The organism is Streptomyces hoynatensis (assembly GCF_003626535.1).
GTDB classification, from domain to species: Bacteria; Actinomycetota; Actinomycetes; order Streptomycetales; family Streptomycetaceae; genus Streptomyces; species Streptomyces hoynatensis.
Genome location: NZ_RBAL01000033.1, coordinates 1 through 18,211, shown reverse-complemented (window position 1 = coordinate 18,211; position 18,211 = coordinate 1). Strand labels below are relative to the sequence as shown.

The following is an 18,211-nucleotide window of genomic DNA, read 5'->3' as shown; positions in this document are numbered from 1 at the left end:
CCGTCTCCACCCTCACGCGTCCCTCGGCGTTTCACGTGAAACGTCCACGGGCGCGGGTGGCGCCACCGGGGGCCGCTCGACTCCCCAGTCGACGTAGGCCGCCGGGGGCGCGAGCGGCGGGAACGGCCGCGCGGGCTCGGACCGCAGCGTGAAGACGTCCGGGGCGCCGTCCAGAACGCCCCCGCTCGGGTCGTCCGAGCCGTCGCGGCGCACCACGTCGTACTCGGGGCGCAGCACGTCACGGAGCACGACCAGGCACAGGTAGAGGGTGCCGGCCAGGTGCACCAGGATGGCGAGCTGATAGCCGCCGACCGGCAGGCCGCGCTGGTTCTCGGTGTTGAGGTAGGCCAGGTACATCCAGATGCCGAGGAAGTACAGCACCTCGCAGGTCTGCCACACCAGGAACTCGCGCCAGCGGGGCCGGGCGAGGGCGGCCAGCGGGATCAGCCACAGGACGTACTGGGGGGAGTAGACCTTGTTCGTCAGCACGAAGAGGGCGACCACCAGGAACGCCAGCTGGGCCAGGCGGGGGCGGCGCGGGGCGCGCAGGGCGAGGACGGCCAGCCCCAGGCAGCCGAGCAGGAAGAGCCCGGTGGCGTAGGTGTTGACCGAGGGCATCGGGGAGCCGGTGCGCTGGGTGATGATCAGCCAGAGCGAGCCGAAGTCGACCGGCCGCTCCTCGCTGAAGGAGTAGAACTTCGCCCAGCCCTCGGGGGCCACCAGCATCACCGGGACGTTGACCACGAGCCAGGAGCCGATGGCCCCGGCCAGCGCGGCGCCGAACTCCCGCCAGCGGCCCGCCCGCCAGCACAGCAGGAGCAGCGGCCCGAGCAGGAGGGCGGGGTAGAACTTGGCGGCCGTGGCGAGGCCGAGCAGCACGCCCGAGGCGAGCGGGTGCCCCCGCGACCACATCAGCAGCCCACCGCAGACCATGGCCACCGCCAGCAGATCCCAGTTGATCGTGGCATTGAGGGCGAGGGCGGGGGCCAGGGCCACCGGCAGGGCGTCCCAGGGGCGGTGGCGGTGCACCCGGCTGACGCAGACCACGGCGATGACCGCGCAGATCATCAGCATCCCGGAGTTCACCAGCCAGTAGGCCTGCGCCTGCTCCATTCCCCCGCCGGAACCCGGGGTCAGCCAGGCGGCCACCTCCATGAAGAGGCCGGTGAGGACCGGGTATTCGAGGTACTCCATGCCCCCGGAGCTGTCCGTCGGAATGCGGTCCACATACGGAATCAGGCCGTCGGCGAAGCCGCGGCCCGAGTAGAGGTGGGGGATGTCGGAGTAACAGGCGTGGGTGTACTGGGCGCCGGCGCCGAAGAACCATCCGCTGTGGTAGCAGGGCGCCTTCTGGATCATCCCGAGGACGAACATCCCGATCGCCACGAGGGCCAGGACCCTGGCCGCGGTCAGCGGCCCGCCGGCGGACACCGCACGCCGGCCGAGGGGGCCGCCGATCAGCTCGCTGCCTGCGGCGGCCACCTCGTCCTCGACGGTGGGCCGGGCGGCCGGTCGTGGGTTCGGATGCACCATGCCCTCATCCTGCCCCACCGGCCCCCCGTCGAGGGGACGGGGCACGACTATCCGTTTCTGCCGAAGATCGTGCCCGTGTCGCCCTGGTCGCTCGTGCTGTCGCCCTGGTCGCTGCCCGCGTCGGCTCCCGAGTCGGTGCCCCCGGCGTCGGATTCCCCGGTGGAGTCGCCCTCGGGGCCGCCGTTGCCCTGCGAGGTCCCCTGATCGGCGCCGGAGTCGTCGCCGGCCGTGCCGCCGTCGTTGCACAGCGGCCAGTTGCACGGCGGGCTCGGGTCGTCGGACGGGTCGTCGGTCGGATCGTCGGTCGGGTCGGGGCTCTCCGGCGGCGACTCGGACTGGGTCGGGTCCGGGGGATCGGAGGGCTCGTCCTCGGTCTCCTGCTCGGGTGGCTCCTGGCCGGGGCAGTTGGGCCCGGTGGCGCCGTGGGCGCAGTAGATCTCGCCGAGGTCGTCCGGCGGCTGGGGGAAGTCCTCGTTCGCCAGCCCCTCGGTGGCCTGCTGCATGAAGTTGATCCAGATGCTCAGCGGCAGCGAGTTACCGCTGATGCGGCCCTGGTCGAGGCCGCCCACCCCGCGCATGGAGAGGAAGTCGCCGACCTCGACGTTGTCGTCCTTCTCCTCCTGGGTGAGCTCGGACTCGTCGTCCGGCGCCCGCCACATGCCGATCGCCGTGGACAGCTCCCTGGTGTAGCCGATGAACCAGGCGCTCTTGTTGTCGTCCGTGGTACCGGTCTTGCCCGCGACGGGGATGCCGAGTTCGGCCGCCCGGTGGGCGGTGCCCTCCGGGCTCTCGACGACGTCCCTGAGCACGTCGGTCACCGTGTCGGCCACCTCGGAGTCGAATGCCTGGGTCGGGTTGTCCTCGTGCTCCCAGTGGATGCCCCGGGTGTCGTTGTCGAAGCTGGTGACCGAGTAGGGGTCGTTCTCCTCGCCGCTGGCCGCGAAGGTGGCGTAGGCGGAGGCCATCCGGATCGGCCCCGGGTGCGAGACGCCGAGCACGAAGGTGGGCACGGTGTCGTTCGCCTCGACCAGGCTGTCCTCGCTGAGGCCCGCGGCGACCGCCGCATCGGCCACCTGGGCCGGCCCGATGTCCATGTTCAGCTGCACGAAGGGGACGTTGGCCGACATCGCCATCGCCTCCCGCAGCGTGATGTCGCCCGGATTCTCGTCGACGTCGTTGTTCTGGTGCAGCTCGACCTCGTTGCCGTCCTCGTCCTCCCCGCGCCAGGTACTCCCGTCGTAGTTCTCGATCAGGGTCCCGTCGTTACCGGGATAGACGCTCTCCGGCGAGATCACGATGCGTTCGTCCTCGCCCTGGTCGGCCGAACCCTCCGGGTCTCTGATGCCGGTGGTGAGCGCCGCGGCGAGGGCGAAGGGCTTGAAGGTCGAGCCCACCTGGGCGTGGGGGTCGTCCGCGTTGTTGGTGAAGTGCTCGGTCCAGTCGGGCCCGCCGTAGATGGCCCGGATGGCCCCGTCTCCCGGCACCACCGCCGCGCCGCCGAACTGGACGTGCCGGTCCGCGTCGCGTTCCTCGGGATCGATGTACTCGTCCTGGACGCTTTCCACCGCGTCCACCATCTGATCCACCATCGTCTGGTCGAAGGTGGTGTGGATCTGGAAGCCGCCGCGGTCCAGGTCCTCCTGGGTGAGGTCGGTGTGCGCCATGATGTAGTGGTTGGCGAGGTCCACCAGGTAGCCGATCTGGCCCGCCTTCTGCTGCGGGGGCGTGGGCTCGTTCGGCATCGGGAAGCCCTCGTCTATCCAGTGCTGGTAGTCCTCCTGGCTCAGCCGCCTGCCCTCGATCTCCACCTCGGTGCGGCGCTCGAGCACCCAGGCCCAGCGCTCCTCGGCCCGCTGCAGGTTCTCCTCGTCGAGCTCACCGGTGACGTTGTTGTACGGGTCGTACAGGGCCGGGCCCTTGAGGACCGTGGTGAGGAACGCGCACTGGCTGGCGTTCAGGTCCTTCGCGTCGATCCCGTAGTACGCCTGCGCCGCGGCCTGGATGCCGGAGGCGCCGCGGTTGTAGTACGAGGTGTTGAGGTAGCCCTGGAGGATCTCCTCCTTGGAGACCGAGGTCCCCACCTTGATCGACAGGAGGATCTCCCGCGCCTTGCGGCTGATCGTCTGGTCCTGCGTCAGGTACATGTTCTTGACGTACTGCTGCGTGATGGTCGAACCCGACTGCACCTCGCCGCCGCGCGCCATGTTGACCACCGCGCGGCCGATGCCCATCAGGTCGATGCCGGAGTCGCTCCAGAAGGAGGCGTTCTCCGCGGCGACCACGGAGTCCTGCATGTCGAGCGGGATCTCGTCCAGCGACAGGTTCTGCCGATTGACGCCGTTCTCGCCGTCCTGCACCATCTGGGTGCCGTCGGCCCAGTAGTAGACGTTGCTCTGCTGGATGGCGATCTCGTTCTCCTGCGGGATGTCGATCATCGCGTAGGCGATGCCGACGAGACCGACCATCAGCCCGAAGAAGCCCATCGCGGTGCCCAGGACCTGTTTCCAGGAGGGCAGCCAGCGGCGCAGGCCGCTGTATCCCGAGCGGGGATAGTCGATGAATCGCTTCTTTCGCGGCGTCTGCGGTCTCCGGCGCCTGCCGGCGGCCTCCGCCGCGTTGCCGGACCTGCGCCGCCCACCGCGCTGCGCCGCTCGCCTGGCCTCCGCCCGGCTGCCATAGGGACGCTCTGGCGACGCTCCCGGTGCCGCGTCCGCCCCCGGCGGCGGTGGGGGTGGCGGGCCGGCCCGGTGGCCGGATGACGCCGCAGCACGGCGACCGCGGGATGGCGGCTGCTTGCGACGGTGCTCGCTCATGGACAGCTACTCCTCGGACAGACGGCGCTCGCCTGTGACGGCAGGTACTACCGGTTGCTTCTGGTCCCCCGATGTGCGGCGGGGCCCGGCATCAGGGCGCACTGCACCACGAGAAGAGACGTCGTCTCGCCTTGCCGGGTTCCCGCCTCAGTGGTGCGCACGGGCCAAGACTACGCACCGACAAACCCCATCTTTCTTGGTATGCAAATCAATTGGGGCAAATCGCTCGCCGGTAATCGAAGATGTGACCCCTGTGACGTCGCTTGCGCTTGCCGATACCTGTGAGGCCGTTCTATCGTCGGGATGTATCGAGCCGATACATCGGCGCGGTGTATCGAGCCGGAGTGGCGGTTCGAGGCGAGACGGTGACGCCACCGCGGCACCACGGCAATGCAGGAACGGGCGGGGCGGGAAGGCCGCACAACCGGTCGGAAACGATCGGATCCGGCCGGAAGAAGACCCGCGAGAAGGCAAGGCACGGACGGATGAGAACGGGAGGTGAGCTTTCCGGTGAGCCGACGTTCCGGAGTGCTGGAGTTCGCCGTCCTCGGACTCGTGCGCGAGTCCCCGATGCACGGGTACGAGCTGCGCAAGCGGCTCAACACCTCGCTCGGCGTCTTCCGGGCGTTCAGCTACGGCTCCCTCTACCCCTGCCTCAAGACGCTGGTCCAGCAGGGCTGGCTGGCCGAGGAGCCGGGCGGCGACCCCGGCGACCCCCGTGGCACGCCGCTGTCGAACCGCCGCGCCAAGATCGTCTACCGGCTGACGGCCGAGGGCAAGGAGCGCTTCGAGGAGCTGCTCTCCCAGACCGGCCCGGACGCCTGGGAGGACGAGCACTTCGGGGTTCGCTTCGCCTTCTTCGGCCAGACCTCGCGCGACGTGCGCATGCGGGTGCTGGAAGGCCGCCGCAGCCGGCTGGAGGAGCGCCTCGCCAAGATGCGCGCCTCGATGGCGCGCACGCGCGAGAAGCTGGACGCCTACACGCTCGAACTGCAGCGCCACGGAATGGAGTCCGTGGAGCGCGAGGTCCGCTGGCTCAACGAGCTCATCGAGAGCGAGCGTGAGGAGCGCGATCGCCGCGACCAGCGCGATCGAGGCGACACCACCACCTAACGCCCCCGCGAAGAAGCGGGGTCATTCGTCGAGAGACAGAAACACACAACAGGGAGCAACCGGAATGGGTTCGGTTCGCGTAGCCATCGCCGGCGTGGGCAACTGCGCCGCATCGCTGGTACAGGGCGTCGAGTACTACAAGGACGCCGCCTCGGACACCCGGGTCCCGGGCCTGATGCACGTCCGGTTCGGCGACTACCACATCTCGGACATCGAGTTCGTGGCGGCCTTCGACGTCGACGCCAAGAAGGTCGGCATCGACCTCGCCGACGCCATCGGCGCCAGCGAGAACAACACGATCAAGCTGTGCGACGTGCCCCCCACCGGCGTCACCGTGCAGCGCGGCGAGACCCACGACGGTCTGGGCAAGTACTACCGCGAGACGATCACCGAGTCGGACCTCGACCCGGTCGACGTCGTCCAGGTGCTGAAGGACAGCAGGGCGGACGTTCTGGTCTGCTACATGCCGGTCGGCTCCGAGAGCGCCGCCAAGTTCTACGCCCAGTGCGCCATCGACGCCAAGGTGGCCTTCGTCAACGCGCTGCCGGTCTTCATCGCGGGGACCAAGGAGTGGGCGGACAAGTTCACCGAGGCGGGCGTCCCGATCGTGGGCGACGACATCAAGTCCCAGGTGGGCGCCACCATCACCCACCGGGTGCTGGCCAAGCTCTTCGAGGACCGCGGCGTCGTCCTCGACCGCACGATGCAGCTGAACGTCGGCGGCAACATGGACTTCAAGAACATGCTGGAGCGCGACCGGCTCGAGTCCAAGAAGATCTCCAAGACCCAGGCCGTCACCTCGCAGATCCCCGACCGGGACCTCGGCGCGAAGAACGTGCACATCGGGCCCTCGGACTACGTCGCCTGGCTGGACGACCGCAAGTGGGCGTACGTCCGCCTCGAGGGCCGGGCCTTCGGCGACGTGCCGCTCAACCTGGAGTACAAGCTCGAGGTCTGGGACTCGCCCAACTCGGCCGGCGTCATCATCGACGCGCTGCGCGCGGCCAAGATCGCGAAGGACCGCGGCATCGGCGGCCCGATCCTCTCGGCCTCGTCCTACTTCATGAAGTCCCCGCCGGTGCAGTACTTCGACGACGTCGCGCGGGAGAACGTCGAGAAGTTCATCCGCGGCGAGGTCGAGCGCTAGGCACGCCCGCCCCGGAGAAGAGAAAGCGGCAGCCCCGGTCCGGTCCCGGGGCTGCCGCCGCTTGTCGGGTACTCCGCGCGCCGGGGCTCGCACCCGTCCCGCCGCGGGATTCGCACGCCGGCCGGCCGCCGCTCAGCGGTCCATCAGCCGGTCCACCTGCGTCGTGGTGTGCCGCAGGATCGCCCGCATCTCGTCGCCGACCTTCGGCGCCTTGGCCTCCGCGGGCACGAAGAGGATCGACACCTGCATGTGCGGCGGCTCGGCGAACCAGCGCTGCTTGCCGTCCCACACGAAGGGCGAGAGGTTCCGGTTCACCGTCGCCAGGCCCGCCCTGGCCATGCCCTTGGCGCGCGAGGTCATCCCGTGCAGTGCCTTGGGCGCCTCCAGGCCGACGCCGTGCGAGGTGCCGCCCGCCACCACCGCGAGCCAGCCGTCGCCCGGCGCCTTCTGCTGCCGGTAGCCGAAACGGTCCCCCTTGGCGACCGGCGTCACGTCAAGCACCGCGCCGCGGTACTCCGTCGCCCCGTGGTCGCCCAGCCACAACCGGGTGCCGATCCGCGCCCTGAAGCGCGTCTGCGGGAACTGCCTGCGCAGCCGGGCCAGTTCCTGCGCGCTGAGGTGGCTGACGAACATGGTGTCGAGCGGCAGCCGTGCCGCCCGCAGCTGGTCCATCCAGCCGATGACCTCCTCGACCGCGTCCGTGCCGTCGGTGCGGTCGAGCGGCAGGTGGATCGCGAAGCCCTCCAGGCGCACCTCGTCCAGCGCGGCCTGGAGCTTGCCCAGGTCCCGCGGGGTCACGCCGTGCCGCTTCATCGAGCTCATCACCTCGACGACGACCCGGGAGCCCACCAGCCCGTACACGCCGTCGACGGAAGAGGCCGACCTGATCACCCGGTCGGGCAGCGGCACCGGCTCCTCGGTCCGCCGGTAGGGGGTCAGCACCAGGATGTCGCCGCTGTACCGGTCCCGCATGGCCTCGGCCTCGTAGGTGGTGCCCACCGCGAGGATGCCGGTGCCGAGCAGCGAGGTCTCCTCGGCGAGCCGGTCGTGGCCGAAGCCGTAGCCGTTCCCCTTGCAGACCGGCACCAGGTCCGGGAAGTCGGCCATCACCGATCGTTGATGCGCCCGCCAGCGCTCGGTCTCGACGTAAAGGGTGAGCGCCATGGCCGTTGAGACCCCTTCTCTTCGTCTGCCTCTTCTTTTCTGCCTGGGCCTGCCAGCCGCCTGACCGGTTGTGTGTGGCCGGTGTGCGGGTTCAGCGTCGTGACATGTAGATGTCGAACGCCTTGTGGAGAAGCTTATTGAGCGGGAAGTCGTACTCGCCGAGATACTCGGCCGCCTCGCCGCCCGTACCCACCTTGAACTGGATCAGGCCGAAGAGATGGTCGGTGTCCTCCAGCGAGTCACCGATGCCCCGCAGGTCGTACACGTCCGCCTGGAGCGCGTAGGCGTCCTGGAGCATGCGCCACTGCATCGCGTTGGACGGCCGCACCTCCCGCTTGTGGTTGGCGGAGGCTCCGTACGAATACCACACGTGACCGCCCACGATCAGCATGGTCGCCGCGGCCACCGCCTCGCCCTCGTGCCGGGCGAAGTAGAGCCGCATCCGGTCGGGGTCCTCGGTGTTCAGCACCCGCCACATTCGCTCGAAGTAGCTCAACGGGCGCGGGCGGAATCGGTCACGCTCGGCCGTCACCTCGTACAGCCGCTGCCACTCGGCGAGGTCCTCGTACCTGCCGCGCACCACCTCGACGCCCGCCTTCTCGGCCTTCTTGATGTTGCGCCGCCACAGCTGGTTGAACCCCTTGTGCACCTCCTCCAGGGAACGCCCGCGCAGCGGGATCTGGAAGACGTAGCGCGGCTGCACGTCGCCGAAGCCCGCCCCGCCGTCGTCGCCCTGCTGCCAGCCCATCCGCCGCAGCCGGTCGGCCACTTCGAAGGCCCGCGGCTCGATGAACGTCGCCTCCACGTCCCGCAGCCGCTTCACGTCCGGGTTCTGGATGCCGGCCTTCACGGCGGCGGCGTCCCAGCGGCGGATCACGACCGGCGGGCCCATCTTCACCAGGAAGGAGCCCCGTTGCTTGAGGTGGTCGAGCATCGGCCGCAGCCATTCCTCCAGGTTGGGCGCGAACCAGTTGATGACCGGGCCCTCGGGGAGGTAGGCGAGGTAGCGCTTCATGCGCGGGATCTGCCGGTACAGCACCAGCCCGACGCCCACCAGCTGCCCGGACCGGTCGTCGAACCAGCCCAGCGACTCCGACCGCCATTCCGCCTTGACGTCGCCCCACGCCGGCACCTGCATGTGGCTGGCCGACGGCAGGGAGCGGATGTACGCCAGATGCTCCTCGCGGCTGATGGTCCTCAGGGTCAGGCTCATACGGGCGCTCCTCCGGTCGCCGGCTGCGTCAATCGCAGGGTCTGGCCGGAAGCCTAACGGCGCCCGCGCTATCCCGTTGCCCGTAGGGGCGGTTAGCCGCGTGCCCCGGCGCCCGCCCCCACCCGTGCGCGCGGGGCGGGCGCCGGGGCGCGCTCAGCCGAAGACGCCCCCGAAGAGACCGCCGTTCGCCATCCCCATGTAGAAACCCACTCCCGCCGCGCCGAGCCCGATGACGGTCACGAAGCGCTGCGCCGTCGTCGCGGAGATCAACTGTGCCCAGCCGCCGAGCAGAATGCCGGCCAGCCCGACCCACGAGCTGATCAGGTGCAGCCCGGGGAAGATCGAGGTGACCGCGGCGATCAGCCCGAGCAGCAGCGTCGCCGTCGCCGTGCGGTTTTGCAGCGGGTGTGGCCTGCCGTCGGTGTTCAGCAGGGATTCGATGCGGTACAGGGGGCCGTGATGCACTGCCTGTGTCATGAAGGCACCTCCAGGCGCATATTCCCTTCCTGTCCAGATTGCTCCGGTCTCCGCACTGATTTCAACCGGAAGGGCGGGAACGGGTACGGTGTACTGTCCCCACGCGTGCGTGGGACCGCATCACGACCCTCCTGCCACGGATCGTCCGTGGCCGCCTGAGTCCAGAGGAGGTGGGTTTTCGCATGCGTCACTACGAGGTGATGGTGATCCTCGACCCCGATCTTGAGGAGCGCGCGGTCGCCCCCCTGATCGAAAGCTTCCTTTCCGTGGTCCGCGAGGCCGACGGAAAGGTCGAGAAGGTCGACACCTGGGGCCGCCGCCGGCTCGCCTACGAGATCAACAAGAAGCCCGAGGGCATCTACTCCGTGATCGACCTGCGGGCCGAGCCCGGCGTGGTCAAGGAGCTCGACCGGCAGATGAACCTGAACGAGTCGGTCATGCGGACGAAGGTCCTCCGTCCCGCCACCCACTGAGCGCGGGACGTCCACAGCCGAGCGGCACGGGCGGCGGAACGCCTCAGGCCCGGCTCGGGCGGCTTGCTCACCGTAGCCGGGCCGTCATGGGCAGTGGCCATGAGTAGCACTGTCAGTGCCATACGTAATCATCGCAGCAACAGCAGTTAACCCCCGCCGAGAGGTACCTCCAATGGCAGGCGAGACCGTCATCACGGTGGTCGGCAATCTGGTCGACGACCCCGAGCTGCGCTTCACCCCATCCGGTGCGGCGGTCGCGAAGTTCCGTGTCGCGTCCACCCCCCGCGTCTTCGACCGGCAGACCAGCGAGTGGCGGGACGGGGAGAGCCTCTTCCTGACCTGCTCGGTCTGGCGGCAGGCCGCGGAGAACGTCGCGGAGTCCCTCACCAAGGGCACCCGCGTCATCGTCCAGGGCCGGCTGAAGCAGCGGTCGTACGAGGACCGGGAGGGTGTCAAGCGCACGGTCTTCGAGCTGGAGGTCGACGAGGTCGGCGCCAGCCTGCGCAGCGCAACCGCCAAGATCACCAGGGCGGCGGGCCGCGGCGGCCAGCAGGGCGGCGGTGGCGGCGGCTGGGGCGGTGGCCCCGGCGGCGGCCAGGGCGGCCAGGGTGGTCAGGGTGGCCCGGCGGGCGACCCGTGGGCCACCGGGGCCCCGGCGGGCGGTGGCCAGCAGGGCGGCGGTGGCGGCGGCTGGGGCGGTTCCGGCGGCGGCTACTCGGACGAGCCGCCGTTCTGAGCCGCGCGGGCGCGCTCGGCGCAGCACACACTTCTGTTTGAACTCATCGGAGAGACACCATGGCGAAGCCGCCTGCGCGCAAGCCGAAGAAGAAGGTTTGCGTGTTCTGCAAGGAGAAGATCTCCTACGTCGACTACAAGGACACGAACCTGCTGCGGAAGTTCATCTCGGACCGCGGCAAGATCCGTGCCCGCCGGGTCACCGGCAACTGCACCCAGCACCAGCGCGATGTCGCCACGGCCGTGAAGAACAGCCGGGAGATGGCGCTGCTGCCCTACACCTCGACCGCTCGCTAAGGAAAGGGTGGCCTCAGCTATGAAGATCATCCTGACCAACGAGGTCTCCGGCCTCGGTGCCGCGGGCGACGTCGTCGAGGTGAAGGACGGGTACGCCCGCAACTACCTGCTCCCCCGCGGGGTGGCCATTCGCTGGACCAAGGGCGGCGAGGCGGACGTCGAGCAGATCCGCCGCGGCCGCAAGATCCGTGAGATCGCCTCGATCGAGCAGGCCAACGACGTGAAGGCCCAGCTCGAGGGCGTGACCGTGCGGCTGAAGGTGCGCGCCGGCTCCGGCGGCCGCCTCTTCGGCTCGGTCACCCCGGCCGACATCGTCACCGCGGTCAAGAACGCGGGCGGTCCCCAGGTGGACAAGCGCCGCGTCGAGCTGACCGCGCCGATCAAGAGCCTGGGCGCGCACCGGATCTCGGTCCGGCTGCACCCCGAGGTCGTGGCCAGCGTCGGCATCCAGGTGGAGCCGGCGAAGTAACGCGCCGCGGACGCCGCCCCACCGCCCCCGGGCGGGGGGCGGCGTCCCGGGACTCCGGCGCCCCCGGCCGGGGAGCACGTCCCCGGCGGACACAGGGCGCAGACACCGGGCGCAGGCGCGGCCACGGCGTCGCGCTCAGCCGTGGACCGCCCCGGTGACCAGCCAGCGGCCCTGCCTGGCGCGCAGGACCAGCGTGGCGAGCCTGGTCGTCATCATCAGCCCGGCGAACACCCACCACAGCGCGGCGACGCCGCCGCCGAGCGCGGGCACCAGCAGCGCGGCGGGGGCGAAGACGGCCAGGGTCAGCAGCATCGCCCAGGCCAGGTAGGGCCCGTCCCCGGCGCCCATCAGCACGCCGTCGAGCACGAACACCACCCCGGCGATGGGCTGGGTGACCGCGACGGCGATCAGCACCGGCAGCAGCGCCTCCCGCACCTCGGCGTCGCCGGTGAACAGCCGCGGCAGCAGGGGGCAGCTCGCGGCCACGAGCAGGCCGAGCGCGAGCCCGGCGACGATTCCCCACCACACCATCCGCCAGCACAGCAGGCGCGCCCCGGCCGCGTTTCCCGCGCCCAGGTACCGCCCGATGATGGCCTGGCCCGCGATGGCTATCGCGTCGAGCGCAAAGCCGAGCAGGGTCCAGACGGTGAGGGCGACCTGGTGGGCGGCCACCTCGGTGTCGCCGATCCTGGCGGCGAGGGTGGTGGTCAGCAGCAGGATGCCGCGCAGCGAGAGCGTGCGGATCAGCAGGGGGACGCCCGCCCTGGCGTTGGCGCGGATGCCCCTCGGGTCGGGCCGCAGCCCGGCGCCGTGCCGCCGGGCGCCGCGGAGGACGACGGCGAGGTAGGCGGTGGCCATGCCGAGCTGGGCCAGGACGGTGCCCCACGCGGAGCCGGCGACGCCGAGGTCGAGGCCGTAGACGAGGAGGGCGTTCAGCGCGGTGTTCGCGGCGAAGCCGGCCACCGCGACGTACAGCGGGGTGCGGGTGTCCTGGAGGCCGCGCAGTACCCCGGTGGCGGCGAGCACGATGAGCATGGCGGGGACGCCGAGCGCGCTGATCCGCAGGTAGGTGACGGCGTACGGGGCCGCGGTGGGGGAGGCGCCGAAGGCGTCGACGAGGGCGGGGGCCGTGGCGAGGGCGAGGGCCAGGAGGACGAGGCCGAGCAGCAGGGCGAGCCAGATGCCGTCCAGGCCGCGCCTGAGCGCGAGGTGGAGGTTGCCCGCCCCCAGGCTGCGGGCGACGGCCGCGGTGGTGGCGTAGGCGAGGAAGACGAAGACGTTGACGACCGTGGTGAGCAGGGCGGCGGCCACGCCGAGCCCGGCGAGCTGCGCGGTGCCGAGGTGGCCGACCATGGCGCTGTCCGCCAGCAGGAACAGGGGCTCGGCGACCAGCGCGCCGAACGCGGGGAGTGCCAGGGCGAGGATCTCCCGGTCGTGCCGGCGCGCGCTCGTCTTGCCGGGGGGCGGCGTGGCGGCCCCGGCCGGCGGGGCGGGGTCGGTGGGCGAGGCCGGCGAGGTGGCTGAGGGCATGGTCTGATCCAAACATCCACAGGTAAGGGATGCAATGGGGTTATGGTCGTTACGTTACCGGGTGGTCGCGGCGGGGGCACCGCAGCGTTGACGTGACCTCGTCGATCGGGCGAACTTTTTTCCGCACACAGGCGGTGGACGAAGAACGTGCAGGTCAGAGCGGGAGTGTGGGGAGCGCCCCGAAGTTGTCCACAGCGTTGTCCCCCGGTTCGTCCACAGGAATCGCCGCGTCATCCACAGGGTCCGATCTGAAATCCACATAGCCTGTGGATAACTTGGTTGGTGCTCCTCCCTCCTGGCCGTAGCGTAGGGCCCGCTCTGTGCCCCTGTGTCAGAGCTGTGCCGTATGACTGTGCCGTGGGAGACGCGGCTCGACTGGCCGGGGAGGAGGCGGGACGATGACCGACCTGGAGCACGTGGGCCCCCTGTGGGGCGGCCCGGAGGCGGAGGAGCGGCTGTCGGTCGCGCGGCCGAGGACGGGCGGCGAGGAGCCGCCGCCCGACGACGAGCGGGCCGCGTTCGAGCGGGTTCCGCCGCAGGACCTGGACGCCGAGCGCTCGGTGCTCGGCGGCATGCTGATGTCGAAGGACGCCATCGCGGACGTGGTGGAGGTGCTGCGCGGCGCGGACTTCTACAAGCCGGCGCACGAGACGATCTACTCCGCCATCCTCGACCTCTACGCCAAGGGCGAGCCGGCCGACCCGATCACCATCTCGGCCGAGCTGACCAAGCGGGGGGAGCTCGCCAAGGTCGGGGGCGCGGGCTACGTGCACTCGCTGGTGCACATGGTGCCCACCGCGGCCAACGCCGAGTACTACGCGGAGATCGTCCACGACCGCGCGGTGCTCCGCCGGCTCGTCCAGGCCGGCACCCGCATCACCCAGATGGGCTATGCGGCGGATGGCGACGTCGACGACATCGTCAACTCGGCACAGGCCGAGATCTACGCGGTGACCGAGCAGCGCACCAGCGAGGACTACCTCCCGCTCGGCGAGATCATGGAGGGCACGCTCGACGAGATCGAGGCGATCAGCAACCGCAGCGGCGAGATGACCGGCGTGCCCACGGGGTTCACCGACCTCGACTCGCTGACCAACGGCCTGCACCCCGGCCAGATGATCGTGATCGCCGCCAGGCCCGCCATGGGCAAGTCGACGCTGGCCCTCGACTTCGCCCGCTGCTGTTCGATCAAGCACAAGCTGCCGAGCGTGATCTTCTCCCTGGAGATGGGGCGGAACGAGATCGCGATGAAGCTGCTGTCCGCCGAGGCCAGGGTCGCCCTGCACCACATGCGTTCCGGCAGCATGACGGACGAGGACTGGAATCGCCTGGCGCGGCAGATGGCCGAGGTCAACGAGGCGCCCCTGTACATCGACGACTCGCCGAACCTCTCGATGATGGAGATCCGCGCCAAGTGCCGGCGCCTGAAGCAGCGCAACGACCTGCAGTTGGTGATCATCGACTACCTCCAGCTGATGCAGACCGGCGGCAGCCGCCGGCCGGAGAGCCGCCAGCAGGAGGTCTCCGAGATGTCGCGGAACCTGAAGCTGCTCGCGAAGGAGCTGGAGATCCCCGTCGTCGCGCTGTCCCAGCTCAACCGCGGCCCCGAGCAGCGGACCGACAAGCGGCCGATGGTCTCCGACCTGCGCGAGTCCGGCTCGATCGAGCAGGACGCGGACATGGTCATCCTGCTGCACCGCGAGGACGCGTACGAGAAGGAGTCGCCGCGGGCGGGCGAGGCCGACCTCATCGTGGCCAAGCACCGCAACGGCCCGACGGCCACGATCACCGTCGCCTTCCAGGGCCACTACTCCCGTTTCGTCAACATGGAGGGCGGCTTCTGAGCGCGCATGTAGGATCCGCGTTCCGCTGTCAAAATCCGCGCTCAGGTGTCAAGCGAATGTCGGATTTGACATGCCCCGCGGACGTGCAGGTCAGGAGCATCACTCGTTGGAGTGACGTTGGGGTGGTGCTGCAGACGAGGCCGGGCTCGCGCGCCACTGTGGACATGAAGGTTGAGAAGCCACTGCAGGGGGCTGAATCGGCATGTCGGGCCAAGACGTCATATCCACGGCCGAGTTACAGGTACGGAAGCCCGGCAAGGACGAGCCTGAGCTGTACGGGTTCGGCGAGGTACGACCGGAGGAGTTGTTCGCTGCGGCACCGTGGCGAACGTTTCGCTGGTATCTGGGCCAGGCGCACTATTCGGGAACCTACTGGTCAGCCACGGAAGCATCCCATGTGATCTACGAGTCTCGGCTGGAGCTCAGCAGAGTCCTGTACGCCGACTTCGATCCGAGGGTCACGCGGATCATTGCGCAGCCGTTCCACATGACAGCGCATGTCGACGGAGCGAAACGCCGGCACATCCCCGACTACCTACTGCTCACCGACTCCGGGCCGGTGGTGGTCGACGTCAAGCCTGCGCACAAGCTGTCAGATGACAAGGTCGCCTTCTGCTTTGCCTGGTCGCGTGCCGTCATCGAGGCGCGGGGCTGGCGCTATGAGGTGTGGAGCGAGCCTCCGGTCGCACAGTTGGAGAACATCCGCTTCTTGGCTGGGTATCGGCGCGGATGGCTGTTCGACTCTGAGATCCTGGCGGCGTTGGACCGTGCCGATCTGGACGGTGGCACGCTGGCCGAGGCGTTCTCCGCAGTGCCGTAGTTCGACGCCCGCCTGGTGCGCGCGGCAGTGCTCTATCAGCTCTGGACGGGCCGCCTGACCACGGACCTGGACCACCCGCTCGCGCCAGAGCATGTCGTTCGGAGGACGCGGTGACCGCCGGGACGGTTCGGCTGCAGGTCGGCACCCGGTTGCTCTATGACGGCGAGGCGGTCGAGGTCATCGAGACCGTCGCGACGGCGGCGGGCAACGAGGTCGTGCTGAAGGATCGGCTCGGACGGTTGCTCCGCGTCGCCGTCAGGGAGCTGCTCTTCTCGGACCGGGCCCAGATCGTGCCCGACGGCCAGGGGCCCTCGTCGAGCGACGACAAGGAACTCAGTGGCGCGGTGCTGGCTCTGTTCGCGGGCAAGGTCCATACGAAGACAATGGCGAAGCTCCTGGAGCGGGCTGAGCATGTTCGGGAGGTCTGCACCGGCTACAAGTCCGGAAGCGCTGAACTGGCCGCCGCAGGGGAACCGCGGCCCCAGTACGCTCCGGACCTGCCCTGGATGGCTCGGTACGAGGCGAAGGCCGCCGAGCTTGGCCTGTCGGTGCGGACAATCTGTCGGTGGGTCGCCGCGGCCGGGGAAGACGGCGAGGCGGGCCTGGCGCCCTCGATCCGCATCGACACGGTGCTGTCGCGGTGCGACCCGCGGTGGGTGGAAGTCGCCGTCGAGGTGATGGTCGAGTACACCGACGAGGCCACCCCGATGGGCAAGACCGTCCTGAGCCAGACGCAGGCCCGGGTCATCGCGCGGTACGGCGAGGGCGTGGTGGAGATACCGGGCCGGTCCAAGGCTTACAAGGCCCTGGAGGAGTTGGAGAAGAGGCACCCGACGTTCCGGCGGAGCACGAAACGGAACCGCGACATCGCCGACCGCCCGAAGGGCGCCTACGGCAAACTCCGGCCGACCAGGCCGGGTGAGTACGTGCTGATGGACACCACGAGGCTGGACGTCTTCGCACTCGACCCGATGACGCTGAAGTGGGTCAACTGTGAGCTGACGGTCGCCATGGACTGGTACACCCGCTGCATTGTCGGATTGCGGCTCACCCCGGTGTCGACCAAGGCTGTGGATGCGGCGATGGTGCTCTACCAGTGCTACCGGCCGCCGCGAGTGCTGCCGAACTGGCCGCCACAGGCCGTCTGGCCTGAGCACGGCATCCCGCGGCAGGTCCTGCTCGACCGGAACGCGATCGACGGGCCCATCGCCAAAGCAGCGGGGCCCGCGGTGGTGCCGGAGACGATCGTGGTGGACCACGGGAAGATCTACGTCTCGGCGCATCTGACGAGCGTGTGCGCGCGGATGGGGATCTCCATCCAGCCGGCTCGGCTACGCACGGGCCGGGACAAGGGTCCGATCGAACGATTCTTCAAGACTCTGCGGCAGGACCTGCTGCACGCGCTGCCCGGTTACAAGGGCCCCGACCTCGCCTCGCGCGGCGTCAATCCCGAAAGCCAGGCGTTCTTCTACCTGGACGAGCTGGCTGACAAGATCCGGCAGTGGATCGCGGCCGACTACCACCGCAGGCCCCACGACGGCTTGCTGGAGCCGAGCCTGCCGAAGTTCCGCATGTCGCCCATGCAGATGTTCGAGCATGGCATGGCCAGGGCGGGATTCATTGAGGTCCCGCGCGATCCCTACTTGGGGCTGGAGTTCCTGCAAACCGAGTGGCGGACCATGCAGCACTACGGCGTCGAGGCGCTGGGGTGCATCTATACCGGCGAGGGTCTCTACAAGCCCGGCCACACCAGCCACTACCGGAACCGGAAGTGGCCTATCCAAGTGAACCCCGACGACATCACCCACGCGTACTTCCGGGACCTCGACCGGAAGTGGCATGTCCTGACCTGGGAGCACGCCGCTGGCCTGGATATGCCGTTGAGCCTGGACGCTTTGCGATTCGGGCGGAAGCTGGCCGCATCAAGGTGCGAGTTCCCCAACGATCGGTTGGCCGTCGGGCTGCTTCTGGAGCGCTGGAACCTCGGCCTCGGCATGACACGGCAGGAACGGCGGATGGCGCTACGCATGGCCCTGGACCAGCCGGACCTTCCTATCGAAACGGAGGACTCCCGCAGGTCCAAGGTTCCAGAGCCACCACAGTCGGAACTCGAAGGCGACGACGACGCCCTCGACTTCGATACCCCAGGCGACGCCGTTGAGTTCGACGAGGACGACTTCTACTCCGACGCGCTGGAGGACCTTTGACTCTGCCGACCCCGCACGCAGCGGGAACCCAAGACCCAGCCTGGACCGCCCTCGCCCTGGACAACCTGACCTTGACCAGGAAGGAAGGCTTCGCCGCATTCGCCGAGGCGCCGGACCCACCGCGTCCACAAGACTTGACCATGGATGAACTGAAGTTGTTGGACGAGCAAGCCCTCGAACGCCACAATCGCGCTCGCCGGGACTACCTTGCCAACCTACGCCCGATCAAGACCAACCAGGCCGAGGCACTGGGCCTTTTCCAACCTGGTTGGGGGCAGGCGGGGTTGGGGTGAGGGCTGGATGCGGAGATGGGTGAAGCTCCTGGTAGATGGGTTGTCGACCAAGATCAACCTGTCCGCCCGGAGCTTCATGTGCT

At 69.4% G+C, this 18,211-nt stretch carries 16 protein-coding genes; 10 read left to right on the top strand and 6 right to left on the bottom strand.

Features of this window, described 5'->3' with window-relative positions; all coding sequences use genetic code 11:
• Positions 1-12 precede the first annotated feature (12 nt).
• The gene (locus tag D7294_RS30130; protein WP_120684995.1) at positions 13-1,533 is read right to left on the bottom strand and encodes a glycosyltransferase family 87 protein; all 1,521 of its coding nucleotides are present in this window, start codon (positions 1,531-1,533) and stop codon (positions 13-15) included.
• 47 nt (positions 1,534-1,580) lie between these two features.
• Positions 1,581-4,016: a transglycosylase domain-containing protein gene (locus tag D7294_RS30125; protein WP_241562730.1), complete on the bottom strand. Its 2,436-nt coding sequence runs from the start codon at positions 4,014-4,016 to the stop codon at positions 1,581-1,583.
• Between the two features lie 840 nt (positions 4,017-4,856).
• Between D7294_RS30125 and D7294_RS30120 the strand changes: the two genes are divergently transcribed.
• Positions 4,857-5,459, top strand: coding sequence for a PadR family transcriptional regulator (locus D7294_RS30120; protein ID WP_120684993.1), 603 nt, complete (start codon positions 4,857-4,859; stop codon positions 5,457-5,459).
• Between the two features lie 64 nt (positions 5,460-5,523).
• A complete protein-coding gene (locus tag D7294_RS30115; RefSeq protein WP_120684992.1) occupies positions 5,524-6,606 on the top strand; it encodes an inositol-3-phosphate synthase in 1,083 nt (360 codons plus the stop codon).
• A 132-nt stretch (positions 6,607-6,738) separates the two neighbouring features.
• On the opposite strand, the gene D7294_RS30110 is transcribed toward D7294_RS30115, so the two are convergent.
• From D7294_RS30110 to D7294_RS30100, 3 genes are all read right to left on the bottom strand, one after another.
• Positions 6,739-7,770, bottom strand: coding sequence for an alanine racemase (locus D7294_RS30110; RefSeq protein WP_120684991.1), 1,032 nt, complete (start codon positions 7,768-7,770; stop codon positions 6,739-6,741).
• Between the two features lie 91 nt (positions 7,771-7,861).
• Positions 7,862-8,983: a lipid II:glycine glycyltransferase FemX gene (locus D7294_RS30105; protein ID WP_120684990.1), complete on the bottom strand. Its 1,122-nt coding sequence runs from the start codon at positions 8,981-8,983 to the stop codon at positions 7,862-7,864.
• Positions 8,984-9,136: 153 nt separating this feature from the next.
• Positions 9,137-9,460 carry a hypothetical protein gene (locus D7294_RS30100; protein ID WP_120684989.1) on the bottom strand — a complete coding sequence of 108 codons (324 nt, stop codon included), beginning with the start codon at positions 9,458-9,460 and terminating at the stop codon, positions 9,137-9,139.
• Positions 9,461-9,642: 182 nt separating this feature from the next.
• Between D7294_RS30100 and rpsF the strand changes: the two genes are divergently transcribed.
• The 4 genes from rpsF to rplI all read left to right on the top strand — a co-directional run bounded on the left by rpsF (position 9,643) and on the right by rplI (position 11,434).
• Positions 9,643-9,933 carry a 30S ribosomal protein S6 gene (gene rpsF / locus D7294_RS30095; protein WP_120684988.1) on the top strand — a complete coding sequence of 97 codons (291 nt, stop codon included), beginning with the start codon at positions 9,643-9,645 and terminating at the stop codon, positions 9,931-9,933.
• Between the two features lie 172 nt (positions 9,934-10,105).
• Positions 10,106-10,669 (top strand): single-stranded DNA-binding protein, encoded by a 564-nt coding sequence (locus D7294_RS30090; RefSeq protein WP_120684987.1) that lies wholly within the window; start codon positions 10,106-10,108, stop codon positions 10,667-10,669.
• A gap of 59 nt (positions 10,670-10,728) precedes the next feature.
• The gene (gene rpsR, locus D7294_RS30085; protein WP_003978893.1) at positions 10,729-10,965 is read left to right on the top strand and encodes a 30S ribosomal protein S18; all 237 of its coding nucleotides are present in this window, start codon (positions 10,729-10,731) and stop codon (positions 10,963-10,965) included.
• Between the two features lie 19 nt (positions 10,966-10,984).
• On the top strand, positions 10,985-11,434 hold the full coding sequence (gene rplI / locus D7294_RS30080; RefSeq protein WP_120684986.1) for a 50S ribosomal protein L9: 450 nt from the start codon (positions 10,985-10,987) through the stop codon (positions 11,432-11,434).
• Between the two features lie 135 nt (positions 11,435-11,569).
• Here rplI and D7294_RS30075 read toward each other — a convergent pair whose 3' ends face one another.
• Positions 11,570-12,964 carry an MATE family efflux transporter gene (locus D7294_RS30075; protein WP_120684985.1) on the bottom strand — a complete coding sequence of 465 codons (1,395 nt, stop codon included), beginning with the start codon at positions 12,962-12,964 and terminating at the stop codon, positions 11,570-11,572.
• Between the two features lie 398 nt (positions 12,965-13,362).
• On the opposite strand from D7294_RS30075, the gene dnaB reads away from it, so the two are divergent.
• The 4 genes from dnaB to D7294_RS31725 all read left to right on the top strand — a co-directional run bounded on the left by dnaB (position 13,363) and on the right by D7294_RS31725 (position 18,128).
• Positions 13,363-14,808 carry a replicative DNA helicase gene (gene dnaB / locus D7294_RS30070; RefSeq protein ID WP_120684984.1) on the top strand — a complete coding sequence of 482 codons (1,446 nt, stop codon included), beginning with the start codon at positions 13,363-13,365 and terminating at the stop codon, positions 14,806-14,808.
• A gap of 202 nt (positions 14,809-15,010) precedes the next feature.
• Positions 15,011-15,628, top strand: a complete 618-nt coding sequence (locus tag D7294_RS30065) for a TnsA-like heteromeric transposase endonuclease subunit (RefSeq protein WP_241562729.1) — start codon at positions 15,011-15,013, stop codon at positions 15,626-15,628.
• Between the two features lie 110 nt (positions 15,629-15,738).
• Positions 15,739-17,835, top strand: a complete 2,097-nt coding sequence (locus tag D7294_RS30060) for a DDE-type integrase/transposase/recombinase (protein ID WP_120684983.1) — start codon at positions 15,739-15,741, stop codon at positions 17,833-17,835.
• 71 nt (positions 17,836-17,906) lie between these two features.
• Positions 17,907-18,128 carry a hypothetical protein gene (locus D7294_RS31725; protein ID WP_147450943.1) on the top strand — a complete coding sequence of 74 codons (222 nt, stop codon included), beginning with the start codon at positions 17,907-17,909 and terminating at the stop codon, positions 18,126-18,128.
• The last annotated feature ends 83 nt before the right edge of the window (positions 18,129-18,211 follow it).